This is a genomic window from Flavobacterium polysaccharolyticum (genome assembly GCF_038739875.1).
Classification (GTDB): domain Bacteria; phylum Bacteroidota; class Bacteroidia; order Flavobacteriales; family Flavobacteriaceae; genus Flavobacterium; species Flavobacterium polysaccharolyticum.
Map to the genome: position 1 here is coordinate 1 of NZ_JBCGDP010000029.1, position 16,327 is coordinate 16,327.

General features: G+C 32.1%; 17 protein-coding genes and 2 tRNA genes. 4 read left to right on the forward strand and 15 right to left on the reverse strand.

Annotated features, from left to right (window positions below; all coding sequences use genetic code 11):
• Positions 1 to 171: 171 nt before the first annotated feature.
• Together WFZ86_RS18810 and WFZ86_RS18815 are read right to left on the reverse strand one after the other, a co-directional pair.
• The gene (locus WFZ86_RS18810) at positions 172 to 1,320 is read right to left on the reverse strand and encodes an 8-amino-7-oxononanoate synthase (protein ID WP_342693372.1); all 1,149 of its coding nucleotides are present in this window, start codon (positions 1,318 to 1,320) and stop codon (positions 172 to 174) included.
• A 157-nt stretch (positions 1,321 to 1,477) separates the two neighbouring features.
• Positions 1,478 to 1,966: a DUF1761 domain-containing protein gene (locus WFZ86_RS18815; protein WP_342693373.1), complete on the reverse strand. Its 489-nt coding sequence runs from the start codon at positions 1,964 to 1,966 to the stop codon at positions 1,478 to 1,480.
• A 160-nt stretch (positions 1,967 to 2,126) separates the two neighbouring features.
• On the opposite strand from WFZ86_RS18815, the gene WFZ86_RS18820 reads away from it, so the two are divergent.
• The gene (locus WFZ86_RS18820) at positions 2,127 to 2,858 is read left to right on the forward strand and encodes a Two component regulator three Y domain protein (RefSeq protein WP_342693374.1); all 732 of its coding nucleotides are present in this window, start codon (positions 2,127 to 2,129) and stop codon (positions 2,856 to 2,858) included.
• A 402-nt stretch (positions 2,859 to 3,260) separates the two neighbouring features.
• On the opposite strand, the gene WFZ86_RS18825 is transcribed toward WFZ86_RS18820, so the two are convergent.
• The 11 genes from WFZ86_RS18825 to WFZ86_RS18875 all read right to left on the reverse strand — a co-directional run bounded on the left by WFZ86_RS18825 (position 3,261) and on the right by WFZ86_RS18875 (position 11,439).
• On the reverse strand, positions 3,261 to 3,815 hold the full coding sequence (locus WFZ86_RS18825) for a porin family protein (protein WP_342693375.1): 555 nt from the start codon (positions 3,813 to 3,815) through the stop codon (positions 3,261 to 3,263).
• A gap of 66 nt (positions 3,816 to 3,881) precedes the next feature.
• On the reverse strand, positions 3,882 to 4,928 hold the full coding sequence (locus WFZ86_RS18830) for a helix-turn-helix domain-containing protein (protein WP_342693376.1): 1,047 nt from the start codon (positions 4,926 to 4,928) through the stop codon (positions 3,882 to 3,884).
• A 426-nt stretch (positions 4,929 to 5,354) separates the two neighbouring features.
• Positions 5,355 to 5,924 carry a hypothetical protein gene (locus WFZ86_RS18835; RefSeq protein ID WP_342693377.1) on the reverse strand — a complete coding sequence of 190 codons (570 nt, stop codon included), beginning with the start codon at positions 5,922 to 5,924 and terminating at the stop codon, positions 5,355 to 5,357.
• On the reverse strand, positions 5,911 to 6,405 hold the full coding sequence (locus WFZ86_RS18840) for an RNA polymerase sigma factor (protein WP_342693378.1): 495 nt from the start codon (positions 6,403 to 6,405) through the stop codon (positions 5,911 to 5,913). The genes WFZ86_RS18835 and WFZ86_RS18840 overlap by 14 nt, the downstream gene beginning before the upstream one ends.
• Before the next feature lies 1 nt (position 6,406).
• Positions 6,407 to 7,243, reverse strand: a complete 837-nt coding sequence (locus WFZ86_RS18845) for an alpha/beta fold hydrolase (protein WP_342693379.1) — start codon at positions 7,241 to 7,243, stop codon at positions 6,407 to 6,409.
• Between the two features lie 405 nt (positions 7,244 to 7,648).
• The gene (locus WFZ86_RS18850) at positions 7,649 to 8,167 is read right to left on the reverse strand and encodes an endonuclease V (RefSeq protein WP_342693380.1); all 519 of its coding nucleotides are present in this window, start codon (positions 8,165 to 8,167) and stop codon (positions 7,649 to 7,651) included.
• The gene (locus WFZ86_RS18855) at positions 8,164 to 8,961 is read right to left on the reverse strand and encodes an alpha-ketoglutarate-dependent dioxygenase AlkB (protein WP_342693381.1); all 798 of its coding nucleotides are present in this window, start codon (positions 8,959 to 8,961) and stop codon (positions 8,164 to 8,166) included. The genes WFZ86_RS18850 and WFZ86_RS18855 overlap by 4 nt, the downstream gene beginning before the upstream one ends.
• 13 nt (positions 8,962 to 8,974) lie before the next feature.
• Positions 8,975 to 10,204 (reverse strand): hypothetical protein, encoded by a 1,230-nt coding sequence (locus WFZ86_RS18860; protein WP_342693382.1) that lies wholly within the window; start codon positions 10,202 to 10,204, stop codon positions 8,975 to 8,977.
• Positions 10,205 to 10,576: 372 nt separating this feature from the next.
• Positions 10,577 to 11,155, reverse strand: a complete 579-nt coding sequence (locus tag WFZ86_RS18865) for an HD domain-containing protein (RefSeq protein WP_342693383.1) — start codon at positions 11,153 to 11,155, stop codon at positions 10,577 to 10,579.
• 103 nt (positions 11,156 to 11,258) lie between these two features.
• Positions 11,259 to 11,331, reverse strand: a tRNA-Met gene (locus tag WFZ86_RS18870).
• 35 nt (positions 11,332 to 11,366) lie between these two features.
• Positions 11,367 to 11,439: transfer RNA gene (locus tag WFZ86_RS18875), tRNA-Met, on the reverse strand.
• 117 nt (positions 11,440 to 11,556) lie between these two features.
• Here WFZ86_RS18875 and era point away from each other — a divergent pair.
• A complete protein-coding gene (gene era, locus WFZ86_RS18880; protein WP_159682201.1) occupies positions 11,557 to 12,438 on the forward strand; it encodes a GTPase Era in 882 nt (293 codons plus the stop codon).
• Between the two features lie 291 nt (positions 12,439 to 12,729).
• Here era and WFZ86_RS18885 read toward each other — a convergent pair whose 3' ends face one another.
• Positions 12,730 to 13,290 carry a hypothetical protein gene (locus tag WFZ86_RS18885; RefSeq protein WP_342693384.1) on the reverse strand — a complete coding sequence of 187 codons (561 nt, stop codon included), beginning with the start codon at positions 13,288 to 13,290 and terminating at the stop codon, positions 12,730 to 12,732.
• A 74-nt stretch (positions 13,291 to 13,364) separates the two neighbouring features.
• Between WFZ86_RS18885 and der the strand changes: the two genes are divergently transcribed.
• On the forward strand, positions 13,365 to 14,675 hold the full coding sequence (der, locus tag WFZ86_RS18890; RefSeq protein ID WP_159682205.1) for a ribosome biogenesis GTPase Der: 1,311 nt from the start codon (positions 13,365 to 13,367) through the stop codon (positions 14,673 to 14,675).
• Positions 14,676 to 14,719: 44 nt separating this feature from the next.
• On the opposite strand, the gene WFZ86_RS18895 is transcribed toward der, so the two are convergent.
• The gene (locus tag WFZ86_RS18895) at positions 14,720 to 15,448 is read right to left on the reverse strand and encodes a DUF2490 domain-containing protein (protein WP_342693385.1); all 729 of its coding nucleotides are present in this window, start codon (positions 15,446 to 15,448) and stop codon (positions 14,720 to 14,722) included.
• Between the two features lie 87 nt (positions 15,449 to 15,535).
• On the opposite strand from WFZ86_RS18895, the gene WFZ86_RS18900 reads away from it, so the two are divergent.
• Positions 15,536 to 16,324, forward strand: coding sequence for an SDR family oxidoreductase (locus WFZ86_RS18900; protein WP_342693386.1), 789 nt, complete (start codon positions 15,536 to 15,538; stop codon positions 16,322 to 16,324).
• Positions 16,325 to 16,327 lie beyond the last annotated feature (3 nt).

Consider the following 16,327-nt stretch of genomic DNA (forward strand, 5'->3'; position numbering starts at 1 on the left):
CTATGGAGAATCGCAGCTTATTAACGATTGCGGATGCGAACCAACGAATCAGTCCAACTGCTCCGAAGAACAACATCAAATGAATCGTAGAAGTGAATTTATTATAACGGCACTTTAATTATTTTTTCAAAATAGGAAAGGCTACTTTTTTGAGTAGCCTCTTTTATGAAATTATTTGAATGGATTTCGTTCTTTCCAAATGGTTTTAGGCTCCAAATAATAAAAAAAATGGGGTAAAAAATAATTAAGGATAGGGTTTTTATGCTCCATTAATCCATACATGGTTTCAGGTATTGCACCAACAGAACTTTTGATTTCTAATGCTGTTCTCGCGAAAATTATCGTTTTGAATTCTTTTTTGATAGAATAAGCAATCATGTCGTAAAGCATATTCAAATACAACATTTTTTCTCGTTGTATGGTGTCATCATAACCTAAAAAATAAGTATCCATAGTGTCACCATTTTTAATTAATGTATTGAAACCAATTAATTTTTCATCATTGAAATAGCCATAAAAAAGAAAATTCTCTTTCCAGACTTTCTTCAAGACACTAAAGTGGTTTTTGGCTAGGAAAAAAGAATTAAAAGGAGCATTTTTGGCCACATGATAATACAAGTCATAAATCAGTTCTTGATTTTGTTCTATTTCTGTTAGGGAGAGTTTTCGTTTGAGGACTCCTTCGCCTTTTTTTCGGGCTCTTTTGTATTGGTCTCTATACTTTTTGGCTAAAGCATTTATATAATCTTGTTCTTTTTTCCAGTGCTCAGGAATTGAAAAAATCATATTAGGTTGTGTAGTAAATTGAAAAATAGATCCAAATGATGTTTGGTTGATTTCATCTATTTTTGCTTTGGAGAAATCCTTGCTAGTTCGTAAATGAATTGGGATTCCTTGATTTTTCAATATTCCTTCAATCTTATTCTGGGCTTCATGAAGTACTTTTATTTGTTCATTATAAGGAATAAAATCCAAAAAAGAATACGCATTTTCGCCAGTTAACATACAATTTCCAAGAAAAAGAACATGTGAAGAAAAACGTTTAAAAGCAAAATTGCGAATGATTGTTTTAAGGCATTGATCACGTTCACCAAAGGATTCTAATTTGTTTAAATCTAAAAATTGACTTAAGGCGACACCCACTAATTCCTTGTTTTGAAATACGCCTATAAAAAAGCACTTCATGTTGCTGGGACAAGAATATTCTAAAATTTCAAAATAATCTTTTTGTAAAAAAATGGTCGATTTAGCGATAGTATCCCAATTCTCGGGAAGTTCGCTAGCAGATTGATATATAACGAAGGAAAGAGGTGTGTTCAAATAGATAAAAATTGGTACAGAGGACAAATTTAATCTAAAAAGTTAAAGATTACGATTATGAGATAAAAAAGCATCTGAGTGATCAAAAGAAGATTTTGGTTTGGGTATCCGTTTTGTAAAAGATGCGTTTCAATACAGTTGAAACGCATCTTTTATATTATACCCAACCACAAATAATGGCACCCATAATAGTGAGCGTAATAATCCAATAGCCGGAGTGAATAAATATGTATTTCCAAGATTTTCTTTCGAAGAGTCCGTTAATCCCAATCATTGGAAAGGCAAAAAATAAACCAGACATTAGACCATGTAATGCACCGTGCTTAAAGGTTCTAAAAGCAGTTCCATAATCAGTCATAAAGGTAGTATAGGAAGAAAGAGCTTCATTTACTTTTGCGGGACCTCCAACCATGCCTAATGCGCCCATTTGATGAATGGTTAGCGTCATTTCGATAGAAGCAATAAATAAAGAAAAAAGATAAGTAAAACCGAAAATTTTTAGCATATTTCCTGTTTTTAGCTGGTCTTCGGTTAATCCTGCTTCTTTCATCCAAACGGTTCCAAATACTTTTGGGTGATACCAAATAAAACCAACAAAAAGTGTAATAAGTGCAGCAACAAAAAGTGCTATAAAATTCATTTTCATAATTCATTCATTTTAAGGTTATTAATCAAATATACAAAAAAGAACTTATCCGTTTTATTAAATTCTTGTAGGATTTCAATGCTTATTTTTTTTATTGATGTATTTCGTCGATTTTATTTGTATTTCTTATTTAAGTATTCTATTTTTAGAACTTGAATTTATGACTTATTTAACAGCCATGAAAAAAGTACTTTACCTCTTGTTTTTGTCTTTTTCTGCAAGTTCATTTGCTACGGTTTCACTTTTAGAACGTGAAGCTTTGGTAAGCTTGTACCAAGCTACCAATGGGAATCAATGGAAAAATAAATGGAATTTAGCTGCCCCGATTAGTACTTGGCATGGAGTAACACTTCAGGGAGATAAAGTGGTTGCGATTGATTTGACTGATAATAATTTGTCAGGGACGTTACCATCTACAATTGGGGGCTTAGTGTTCTTAAAAGAATTGTATTTACCCAAAAATAAAATCGAAGGTACAATACCAAAGGCAATTGGAAACCTAGTTGCTTTAGAAAAATTAAATCTTTCGTCGAATCAGTTTTCGGGAGTTATTCCGCCTTCTATCGGCAATTTACTTCGATTGGTTCAAGTAGAATTATATATGAATAAATTAAAAGGAAGTTTACCTGTTACGTTAGGAAAGTTAAGACATCTTGAAATTTTGTCTATTTACAATAATGAAATTGAAGGTAAAATTCCAGTTTCCTTGTATTCTATCCATTCGTTACGAGTGATTTTACTTAGTGGAAATAGATTAAATGATGAATTGCATTCTGATATTGTTAAGTTGAAAGATTTAGAAACGTTGAGTCTATTTGATAACGAGTTGAAAGGATTAATTCCTAAAGAATTAGAAGCATTAAAAAAAATGAGAGAATTAAATATTTCTTAATAATCAGTTCAATGGACTTGTATCCAGGGATTTAGTTGACAAAGATGCTTTGAATATGACAATGTTGACGTTGATCTCTAACGGAAAAATTGTTTTGTTAGAAACAATATAATTTGTATCAATACGCTTTTTAAATTTAGTTAATAAAAAACCTGCTTTTGCAGGTTTTTTTTGTTGAGTATCATAAGAATTGACTAAAATGATGACATAAAAAAACACCAGCTTTTTCAAGTGGTGTTTTTCAAGTGGCCCCAACGGGATAGTTTTTGAAGTTGTGTGGATTATTTACAGATATTGAAAAGGTAAAATGATTAATTCAAAACGTGTAGATTTTTCCAAGAAGTGATGAGTTAATAGATTTATAATCCAGTTTTTAAAACTTTTTTTTAGAATTATTTGGTTTTAGAAAAAGAAATAACCAACAGATATTTGGAATACTCCGTTTTTATATTTACTTGAAGAATTGTCTACATTATTTATGTCAGTTAATCCCAGATTATATCTTGCACCAAAATTAAGTCCGTTGTTAAGTTTATAGCCTAAGCCAAAATTAACCCCAAAATCAAAAGTCTTAAACGAATCTTTTACATCTGTCTTGTCATTTTTAGCAGAAAATAAAAAACCTATTTGCGGTCCAGCTTCAATACTCAATCCTTTTGCTACATAATATTTCCCCATTAAAGGAATGTTTAGATAGCTTAAGGCAATTGGATTCTCATTGAAACTATACCCCTGGCCAGAATACATCAATTCAGGTTGAAAAGAAAATTTCTCCGAAAGGGGAATTTCTGACAAAACACCAAAATTAAATGATGTTACCATATCGCTACCTTTGGAATTATTTCCGCTTATAGAGGCAAAGTTTAAACCTCCTTTTGCACCAAATTTAATTTCTTGTGCATTAACATTTGTAAATCCTAAAACTGTAACAACAGCTAGTAATAAAAATTTTTTCATAAAAATTGTTTTAAATTATTTGAATCCAAAATTCGCATAAGAAAAACTAGAAAAGGTTTCAAAAGCTTAAAATTGTATAAAATGGTACTTATTTACTGTGTTTTTATATTCATTTGGTGTTTGACCAGTAGCTTTTTTAAAAGCTTTGTAAAAAGTGGTTTTTGATGTAAAACCTGACTCTAGTCCCATCGTCAATAGATTGTAATTTTCATATTCAGAATTAGAGATCATTTCCTTCACCGCTTCAACCCGATATTGATTGATGTAATTAGCAAAGTTATCTCCTGTTATGGTGTTTACAATTTGTGAAACATATCCTGCGCTTATGCCTAGTTTTTCAGCTACTTTTTCTCTGGTTAATGTACTGTCTGTATAAATGTGTTGATCTTTACAAAGAAGTTCTAGTTTTTGGAAATAAAGATTATCTGCTGTGATAGATACCCTGTGTTCTTCCAGGTTATTATTTTCAATAATTTCCGAATTACTGTAAGAAATAGTTAAATCGTTATTTAGAAGAGTATAGATAGCATCTTTGTTTTTGGCTAGTTTGTATTTGTAAATGCCTACATAAGCTGTCCAGTGAATGATGAATGTTGCAGATAAAGCCAGGACGTTCATAGTAGAAGAAATGTCATATTGAAGAAATAAGCCGGCTAGACAGGTAATAAGCCAAGCGAATAATAATGAAGAAACAATTGTTAATAAGGTAATGATCCAATTTTTTTCATGGGAATTTTTTAAACGTCTTATCGTAAAATAAGAGTAAATCGGCAAGAATGAGATGAATGTAACGGCTAAAATAAGATGAATTAGACCCAGTATATTGATTAGATAGAGGCCTGACTGCGGAATAGTATAAATTCCTGCAACATAATCAAGATCTTGTGTAATATTAAGGATGGCTGAAAAGGCAAATGGAATAAAATACAAATAAACTTTTTGTTTGCTTTTTATAGTATCATCAACCCGGTTTATAATAAACAGGAATAAGAAAGCAGGTATTAGGAATACCCACTCCACGTGTTGTATAAAGCGTAGAAAAGGATAGGGAGTAAACGCATCTTCAATCTCGAAAATATGATTCAGTAAAATAATTGAAAGTGTAAATAGCAAGTATGCCAGGTATTTATTTGAATTACTATTAAATAAGGAAGACCTTAAAATAATTAATCCCAAGATGATTCCCTGAAAAATCGCAATATTTAAAAGTGTTGTATAAATCAATTTTTTAAGATAAAAGTTGTTTTTTAGATTTGTTTCGCGATATCATGAGAATTAGTCATTTAAAAAAAATAGCTTATTTCATACGAATTCACAGAACGAATTTATAGTAATACAGATAACTTCCTTAAGGGATTAAGAAATGATTAACTAAAAGGACAAGCTATCCTTTAGGTTTCATTGAATAGACAAAGGTCTCCTTTGTGCTCACAATCTGAATATTTTTGCCCTTTGAATGTGATAAAAAAAAGCTCCAGATTTTTCTGAAGCTTTTTTAGTAGTGGGAAACGGTAAAATAGCTACCAATTGTTTTTTTCTTTACGAAATGTTTTTCAAGAAGTGTAAAAGCTTTATTTCCTTTTGGATGATTCGTATCATAAAAAATGCAAATAGAAATAAAAAAATATATCCGCTTAATAGAATGTAAAGATAAAAGCCTCTTGAGAAAATGGTTTTAAAAACTGGTAAAAGCAATGTAAATCCAGCAGTATACGTGAGGTAAATAATAGGAGTAAGGATGTAATGTGTTTTTTTTCTCCAAGTATAAAACTGATGTGCTAGTTTACTATATTCTATTAATGTGAGATCAGTATTTAAATTGGCTAGCTTTTTTACACTGATCCATTCTAAGGCTACACGGCTCACAAGCATTACAATCATAATACACAAGCCAATACTAAATTGCGTATGTCTATAAGCACCTGACCAAATGTAATAAGAGATTAATACTATTGAGGTCAAGCTTAAAATTACTCTGGTCCATAAATGACTGCGTTTAATTTTTTTAGTATGTAACTCCGCTTTTTTTATGATTTCGGTGGGAGTTGGTTGTGATTCAGATGCTGTCTGCTGATCCCAGATATTTTGTAATTCTTCAAATGTTTTCATTTTGTACACATTGAGTTAAACTTTTTTTGATTCTATGAATTCTAACGCGAAGGGTTTCTTCGGTTATCCCGATTACTTCGGATATTTCCTGATATTCTAAACCGTCTAAAGTCATCAGGATGATCATCTTGTTCGTTTCTTCCAATTTTTGTATGCAGTGATACATTTGTCTAAGTTGCTCATCTTTTTCGCTCGAATAGGTTTCTGAAACAACCTGAGGCAGGATATCGGTCCTGATTTCTTTCTTTGTAGATGATTTTCTTAAATAAAGAAGGCAAGTGTTTACTGCAATTCTGTAAATCCAAGTGCTGATACTCGATTCATTTCTAAAAGTGTCTAACTTCTCCCAGACTTTGATGAAGATTTCCTGAGTTGCATCAGAGGCTAATGCGGTATCGCCACAAAAATATCCTTTGCACAATCGAAATACTTTATTGTAATGCTTGTAATAAATCTCGTCGAATAGTTCTTTTTTAGCCACCTTATTTTAATTCAAGTTTTACTTTATCCATGAACCATTCTGGTTGATCGTACATAACAAAATGAGCGGAGTTTGCTGCATACTCAATTTTAACAGAAGGTAGGTTTTCATACTGGGCTTTATAGGTGTTTTGTACTGTGGTAAGATCTGGATTTGAGGCAGCTAAAATTACAACAGGAATTTTAATTTTAGAAATTTCTTTTCGTAGGTCTAAATTTAGCATGTCAATATAACCGTGAACGTAAGTTTTTCGATCTACAAGACGCATCCATTCATTGATTGTTTTTTGTTTTTCTTTGTTCATACACATGAAAGAAGTTGACTGCGAATTCATTCCGTCAAACGCTTTTTGGTCCATGTTGAGCATCATTTTACTTTGCGGATTGTCATACGGTATAATTTCTCCTTTGTAGTTAGGTATCATTAAAGCTGCAGTTGCAGGTAAAGCATCAACGATAATTAATTTTTTGAACAAATTGGTTTCCTGAGAGGCTAACCACAAGCTTAAAGTACCTCCTAAACTATGACCAATTAATGTAGCATTCTTAAGTTTTTTTGTTTTTACATAGGAAATGACCTGATCTTTGATGGTAGCCAACCAAGGGGTTTCAATCGGAGGGACATTCCCAAATCCCGCAAAAGTAAAAATATGACATTCGTTAGTTTTAGAAAGTTCTGCTACTGTTTCATTCCAAACTTCTCCGGTGCAGCCAAAACCAGGAAACAACATTACAGGAGCTCCTTTTCCTTTTACCTCTACTTTGAAGGCGGTTTGCGCAAAAATAGATTTTGAGACCAAAAGGAAAAATGCAATAATTAAAATAGATTTCGTTTTCATAAGATGTATTTTTTTAAAGTTTATCTTTTGATACAGTACTAGATTAATTGTTACCTCAAAAAAGCATTTTTTTTAATTTTTTTTTCGAGAATCAAATTTTGGGTTTAAAGCCAAGTAAATCAGACTGGTTATAAATCAAGTGGAGATATGAAAAAAATCTAGAAAAAGGGTGGAGATAAAAAAAGAGGTTTTGAGTAATAAACTTTGGTTCAGTAATTAGTTGGTACTAATATTTTTTGAATGTCTAGTTATTTCGCAATTGGAATCTTATTTTCTTTTTGTATTCTCGATCTTTGGATACAAAAAAAAACTCCAGATTTCTTTGAAGTTTTCTTGAAGTGGATTGTAGTAAAATGGCTAACTTGTTTATTGAATATTTTTGTAAAGTTGTTTTGAATGGCTTATTTATACTTCTTTTGTTAACCTGTCTAATTCTTTTAATAAAGTAGGAAATCTAAATTCTCCAGCCATGCTTTCAACTTTTGTAAATGCATCGTCTAAATCAATTCCGATTGAAGTGATAAAAAGGGGTTTTTTACTATCGCCTCTAAATAGACTTTTTTTATCTTTGTTTAGTGCCGCAAAATTAGTTTTGGCTACACCAATTATTGGAATCTTCTGATTTAATTTTTCATAGAGATGCCCTCCTAAACCATGTTTCTTGTTGTCATCCAAATAAACATATCCATCGACAATAATTGCGTCTATATTTTTTAGCTCCATCTTTTTTAAAAGACTTAAAATACATGGTAATTCTCTTCGATAAAATTCTCCTGGAATATAGTCTTCAATATTGTCGATTATTTCTGAATGTATTTTATAATCTTTGCTATCATTCCATTGATTAAATTCAATACAAACGGTTTTGGCTTTTCCGTCAAAATAATAAGTATCAAATGCCAAAAGCACATTTTTTTCTATCATAATTCTATAGGTTTCATTAAGTCACCAGTACTTAATGTATATGACAATATTGGATAAACAAAATTTACATTGTTGTTTTCCTGTCCTCTTAAAGTATAAAATTCTTTTTTTTGATTCTCATCAGCTAATGTTAATAATTCGCCATTAGATAAATACGGTAAGTTATCTTTAAAATGTATAAATGTTTTTGACTTTCTAAAAGTAATTCCAAGCCATTTATTATCAGATTCAAGTTTCTTTTTACTTAGAGTAGATTCTAGTATAATTTTATGAAGAAACTTTTCATTAGTTGCTAATGAAAATAGGATCATAGAATTATGTGTTAGTGGGATTTCGAATTCTTCATTACTGACTTTATTTTTAATTTTAAGTTTACGGATGTTCTTTTCTATTAATTTATCAGGATTTTCGTAACATGAAAATAGACCAATAAAAGAGCCAGTTTCTAAATCTAAAGATTGGTCTGAGTGATAATTCATTTTAGAATAGTTACAGTCGTAAATTTCTATGAGTGCGTTATTAAAATCTACTAATTGTAAATCTTCGCTAGGATTGCTTTGTATTTTAGTATTTATAGACGCTATAATTTGATGGTGTATAGAAGAAAAATTATGAGCAGGAATATTGTAAATACTGGTTGTTCTTGTGATTGGAATATTTTGATTAGATATATGAACTAAATTATTTCCAATTCTTCCTTTAGTGATGGTTTCAAATATTACTGAATTTGATAAATCCTCGAATAATTTTTCTTTAAGAGGCAGTGTAATTTTATAAAAGCCTAAGTTGTTCATTACTTATATCAGATTAAAATATTGGTCTTTCATAATCACCGGAGTTCATGCTAAAATGAATTTTTCCATACTCAATTTTGTTTTCACTTATGTTTTCTTCGTAATATGAATTTCTGAGGTCAATCATTGTATCTGAAGTCATTTGTTCAAGTTTAATAAAAGTGTTATTTTCCTTAATATACGTTTGGTTATTTATGTAAACAGCTTCTAAATTTGAGCATCGAGCAACATAACCCATTCTAATTGGAATTTGATCTGCATTTAGGACAGACGGCTTAATTTCGTGAGTGTATAATCTATTAGTAGAAAGAGGTATTAAAAAAGCTGAGTTTGGATACAAAGTAACACTGAATTCTTTTTCTAAAGCTGGATCAGTTACAGTGTTTTTTAATTTGAAATGAAGTTTTGTTAGTCCGCTTCCTTTCTTGTAAAACCAGTCGTATCTGTCTTCTTTTGATTGGGTCAAGTGGTTAAAATTGGATTTGTCATAGAAAGTACAGAAAGCAATAATACCATCTTTGGACATGTCTTTTGTTTTGTCAGAATGTGCTTTTATTTTAGACTTAACCTCTTTTACATTGTTATCACTTTTTATTTTATTCTCATAAATTTGAGCAAGAACATGATTGACTTTTGTTTCTTGTTCAAAAGTGTATTTAATAGCATTATTTAAAATATTTACAATAATTCGATCAGTCTTTCTAAAGTTGTCTGTTGGTCCAGTAAAATTGCTTGAACATCTTAAAAGCCTAAAATGAAGCAGTTCTGAATCATCTGTTTTTTCTTTTACAATCTCGGTTAAATAAATACCTTTTCTTAAGGCTTTAGATTCTTTATTTGATTCTGTTAATTCCTGAAATGAATGTTCAGATTTTATTGCATTAAAATAATCACTGTCACCAAACATATTTCGATAATAGATTCCGACATTGTTGATAAGAAGCGGAACTTCTCCGAATGTTATAAATTGTAAATTGTTGCCTCTGTAATTTTGGTAATTTATGGATAATTCTTTGATTACGTATAAAGTGTGGTTATTGTTGTTAAGTAGTTCAATATTTCCGCAGACATAAATCATTTTGTCAACAAATGAAGTTTTAATTTCAGAAAAATCATTTACTACAATTCCACAGAATTTTTCAATCAGGTAATTAAGTTCTGAGTTTGCATTTGTGTTTTTTTCTAAAACGATAAGAATGTTTTTCTCTTTAGAAATTCTGTTTTCGCTGGGTAATGTTATCATTTTTTATGCGTTTTTTCTTTTTCTTTGTTTTAAGCTATAAATCTGCGTTTTAAGTGCTAATATATAACTAATTTGTTGTAGAAATAAACAAATATTCCAGATTATGGTTTAGTCTTTTTATATGTTTATAGATAATGAAAAGATGTATTTTAAAATCTATTTGTATTAATAAATAGTGTAAATATTTATTGGTAAGAGGGATAAAAATTAATAGAAAAGCTCTAGATTTCTCTAAAGTTTTTCTAGCAGCGGGAAGCATTTAAAAGGCCAGCCAGTTTATTGATAATTTTATGAAATAGTTTTATGTTGTAAACTTAAAAAAATAAGGTTTAAAGGTAATTAAAGTAGATTTGCTAATTTTTTTTGATGAAATTATTTGTTTGATGTGCTCAGGAAATTGTAATAGTTTTTAATTTTACTTTCAAGGCGTTCTGCTAAATATTTATTTCCGGCTTTTAATTCTTTAAGGATAATTTTAGCTTCTTCAATATACTTTAATTTCTTTTCGTCATTCCAGTAGTATGGAGGTTCGTGTAAATTTGTAATTCGGTCTGCCAATTTAACGGCCCAAATTTCCACAGGTTGTTCTTTAATTCTTTTTATACTATCTAGCATTTTTTGAGTCTGTCCCTCAATTTTATCATTTTTAGTTAGTGCAAGAACGCCACATGCCACTTCATGACCGAATAGTTCATTTATACTTTCATAAGTCAATGTTGTATCCTCAATAGTATCATGAAGTATTGCGCATTTTATAGCTAAATCTGAATTGATATTTTCTGTTGATTGGATAGCGTTGAAAATTTCAAATACAACACTCCCAATATGGTTTATATATTCTACTTTTTCACCATTATTATATCCTCCATATTTTTGTCCATCATGTAATTTTGAAGCCAATTGCCAAATTTTTTGAATTTCGTCTATTGACCATTCTCTCTTTTGTTCCATTTGTATTGTTTCTATTAAGTGCTTAAGTTAGCTTATGGGGTTTAAGTTTTCAAAAGTAAATATAAACAAAAAAAAGCCTCATATTTCTATGAAGCTTTTCTAGTAGCGGGAACAGGACTCGAACCTGTGACCTTCGGGTTATGAGCCCGACGAGCTGCCTACTGCTCTATCCCGCGATGTGCGTTTTGTAATCTCAGTAAAATTAACTTAGTAGCGGGAACAGGACTCGAACCTGTGACCTTCGGGTTATGAGCCCGACGAGCTGCCTACTGCTCTATCCCGCGATGTTTCGGGTGCAAATGTACGACGTTTTTCTAGAAATACAATCAAAATTTTAAAAAATGTTTTATTTCGTCTATTGAGTTGATATGGCTACCTTTGCATGATAAATTTATTTTAAAATGACACATAAAGCCGGTTTTGTAAATATAATTGGAAACCCAAACGTTGGAAAATCAACACTAATGAATGCTTTTGTTGGGGAACGATTATCTATTATTACCTCAAAAGCACAAACCACTAGACATAGAATTTTAGGAATTGTAAATGGAGATGATTTTCAATTGATCTTGTCCGATACTCCAGGAATTATTAAACCCGCTTATGAGATGCAAGAAGCAATGATGGGTTTTGTAAAGTCGGCTTTTGAAGATGCCGATGTTTTGATTTATATGGTGGAAATTGGCGAACAAGAATTGAAAGACGATGCTTTTTTTAATAAAATTATCCATTCTAAAATTCCTGTTTTGTTGTTGTTGAATAAAATTGATAATTCGAATCAAGAACAATTAGAAGAGCAAGTGGCTTTTTGGACAGCCAAAGTTCCAAATGCTGAGATTTACCCAATTTCGGCTTTGCAGAATTTTAATGTTCCCGAAGTTTTTCAAAGAATTATTGCTTTGTTACCAGAATCGCCAGCTTATTATCCTAAAGATCAATTAACAGATAAACCGGAACGTTTCTTTGTAAACGAAACGATTCGTGAAAAAATATTGTTGAATTACAGTAAGGAGATTCCCTATGCTGTAGAAATTGTTACCGAAGAGTTTTTGGAAACCGATACTATTATTCGTATTCGCTCTTTGATTATGGTAGAGCGTGATACACAAAAAGGAATTATCATTGGCCATAAAGGTGCCGCTTTGAAAAAAGTAGGAATGGATGCCCGTGTTGATTTGGAAAAATTCTTTGGCAAACAAATCCATATTGAATTGTATGTGAAAGTGAACAAAAATTGGAGAAGCAACGCCAATATGTTGAAGCGTTTCGGATATAATCAGTAACTATAAGTTAGAAGTGAGAGATTAGAAGTCAAGAAGTGAAAGGTGAAAAGCATATTGAAGCTGTTCAGTTTTTATTGAGATACTATAAACGTGAAATCAGTAGTCGAATTTGTTTGGGCTACTGATTTTTTTTTTTAGCCCAGATCGTAATGGAAACCCCGGAGTGCCAAAAACTAGTGGTTCTTGGGCTGGCAGAGCGACCAACGGAAGCTCCTGCAAGCGCAGTAGAACCACAGTTTTTTGGAACGAGGAGTTGTAATGGAGTGCTGGATTAGCTCCTGAAAAGTAGGGTTATTCAATTATTTTTAAAAAGACTTTTTCTAAGTCGTTCATTTGTTTTTCGCCGTTGGATCTTATTTGTCTGGCGATGACATAGAGGAGAAACCAAGCAAAAATCATCATAGAAAGTACGATTAAATCCCATTGTGTGGATTCTTTAAGTACATAATGCGTGTAGGCAATACCGCAAAATACGATGAAAGTGCCAGCAATCATAAAATGGAGAAACATAAATAAGGTCCATAAAGTTGGGTCTGGCCCGTAGAGTCCTCGGATATGGGTTTCGTTTTCGGATTTTTTTTCTAATTCGAGATGCAAATGGGGTGACCAATATCTTTTTTTGTCTCCTTTTATGTTGAGCCAAATGTGATAGCCTCTGATTTTGGCATAATAATCTGGTGATTTTTCATAGATGAATTTTTCGAATTTAGAGCGTAAAATATCCGCGTTTTCGTTGATGTCTTTGTAAAATCGTAGGCGCAATCTAATTTCGTTATCTGGGGCCATGGCTTTTGGGGAATTGGGTTTGGTATAGTTTAGTTGTGCTAATATATCAAAAAAATTGATTCTCATCGTTTTAAACACTACCTTTGCACGCCTTAACCGCAAAAGTATGCGCTAAGGATAACTATTTGAATACGAATAAAATGAATAATATTGTTGCGATAGTAGGAAGACCTAATGTAGGGAAGTCAACCCTTTTTAATAGGCTGATACAAAGAAGAGAAGCTATTGTAGATTCAGTTTCTGGGGTAACCAGAGATAGAAACTATGGTAAAAGCGAGTGGAACGGAAAAGAGTTTTCTGTGATAGATACGGGTGGATATGTTCGTGGATCTGATGATGTTTTTGAGGGAGAAATCCGTAAGCAAGTGGAATTGGCGATAGATGAAGCCGATGTGATTGTTTTTGTAGTGGATGTTGAAGAAGGTATTACACCAATGGATGAGACGGTGGCTAAGTTGTTGCGTAAAGTGACTAAGCCAGTTTTGTTGGCAGTGAACAAAGTAGATAATGCGATGCGTGAGAAAGACGCAGTAGAGTTTTATAATTTGGGATTGGGAGAGTACTTTACTTTTGCGAGTATTTCTGGAAGTGGAACGGGAGATTTATTGGATGCTTTGATCGAAGCTTTCCCGGTGAAACCTGAACCAGTGAAAGAAGAAGTGGTTTTGCCACGTTTTGCTGTAGTAGGACGTCCTAATGCTGGTAAGTCGAGTTTTATCAATGCCTTGATTGGTCAAGATCGTTTTATGGTGACGGATATTGCGGGTACTACTCGTGATGCTATTGATACAAAATTTGATCGTTTTGGATTTGAATTTAATTTAGTAGATACAGCTGGAATTCGTCGTAAGGCCAAAGTAAAAGAAGATTTAGAATTTTATTCTGTAATGCGTTCCGTTCGTGCTATTGAACACGCTGACGTTTGTATTTTGGTGATTGATGCTACTCGTGGTTTTGAAGGTCAGGACCAAAGTATTTTTTGGTTGGCAGAGAAAAACAGAAAAGGGGTAATCATTTTGGTAAACAAATGGGATTTGGTAGAAAAAGATACGATGTCTACTCGTGATTACGAAGAAAAAATCAAGAAAGAATTAATGCCTTTTACGGATGTACCTATTCTTTTTGTTTCGGCTTTGACCAAACAACGTTTGTTGAAAGCGCTTGAAGCGACTGTAAAAGTATATGAGGATAGACAACAAAGAATACCTACTTCTAAGTTTAATGAATTTATGTTGAAGGTTATCGAGGCATATCCACCACCAGCGACTAAGGGGAAATATGTGAAGATTAAATATTGTATGCAGTTGCCAACAGCTACACCGCAATTTGTATTTTTTGCGAATTTACCACAATACGTAAAAGAACCTTACAAACGCTATTTAGAAAATAAAATTAGAGAACAATGGGACTTTTCAGGTGTTCCGATTGATATTTATATTAGAGAGAAGTAATAAGTCAACAAGACCAAAACATTTTTTTGTTTTGGTCTTTTTTTTTATAAATGCATTTTATGAAAAACACTCAGTCTGATAATATCTCTATTGAAATAATCAATACCACTAGGACGTTGCTGAAAGCTATTAAGGTAACCTAATTCAACTGCTATGTTTTTGTTGATGCCATATTGTAAGGCAGCATAGATTCTATTTTGTTCGAAGGTGTTGTAGATGATACTTTTTCCAGCATTTAGCATAATCTCATCGTATACAATTGCTTTGAGATATTGTTTTTCTTTTTCCCAAAACGGAAATTCTGCCTGCAATCGGTAGCGAAATCGCCAACTGAAGGTAGTGCCATCTATAAGTCCTGTTTTAGAAGCGTTGTGTATGAATCGTTCTTCAATCTGTAGTCTTTGGTTGAGGGTTGTTTTTTTTAGATTGAACTTATACGTTACATCTTGCTGTCCTCTATATTCAGGAATTTCAAAATCAAAGTCCTGTTTTGGGTCTTGTGTATAAACCGAAAAGTAAGTGAAACCAGCTCCAGTTTCTATATTTGAATTCCATTTGTATCTACCTTGCATTCTAAAAACAAATAGATTTTCGGCAATTGGTTTCAAGAAAACGCGATTGTCAAATTCTGTATGAATGGACCAATTGTCGTCTAAGGTCAGTAAATTATAATAGCGAGTCCATAGAATATTCTGATGATCAACTTTTTTTTCATTTTGCGAAAAGGAAAAAAGGGAGGATAAAAAGAGAAGAATAAGGAACTTTTTTTTCAAAATAATTTTTTGGTAAATGTAAGTCTACGAATAGAATAGTGCAAAAAAAATGTTTTATTTTATACATTAGTAAAAAATCAAAATGTTATGAATGTAACTGGAAAAGTAATTTGGATTACAGGCGCTTCAAGTGGGATAGGAGAGGCATTAGCATATGCTTTGGCTTTAAAGCAGGCAAAGCTAATTTTATCGGGGCGAAATCTGGAAGCTTTAGAGCAAGTAAGGGAGAAATGTAATAGCGCTGATGTTGTGGTGCTTCCTTTTGATTTGTCTCATTTCGATGCATCCAAAAGTACTGTTTCTAAAGCTTTACAATTTTTTGGTTCCATTGATGTTTTGATTAATAATGGTGGAATCAGTCAACGCTCCTTAATTGCCGAAACTGATTTTGAGGTAGATAAAAAATTGATAGCCGTCGATTATTTGGGAACTGTGGCTTTAACAAAGGCACTTTTACCACATTTTATCCAACGAAAGAAAGGTCATTTTGTAACTGTAACCAGTTTAATGGGGAAATTTGGAAGTCCATATCGTTCAGGTTATTGCGGAGCAAAACACGCATTACATGGTTTCTTCGATGTTTTGCGTATGGAACATGAAAAAGACAATATAAAAGTCACGCTTATTTGTCCCGGCTTTGTACAGACTAATGTAGCTATAAATGCTTTAACCGCAAACGGAGAAACTCAAAAGTCAAATGATGAAGCGACACAAAACGGAATGCCTGTGGATGTCTTTGCTTCAAAAATGATTAAGGCCATTGAAGCCAATAAATTTGAAGCTTATATTGGGGGTAAAGAAGTTTTAGGGATTTATTTGAAAAGATTTTTTCCCAAAATGCTTCATTATTTTGTTTTAGAAAGCAAAGTGAGATAGGTA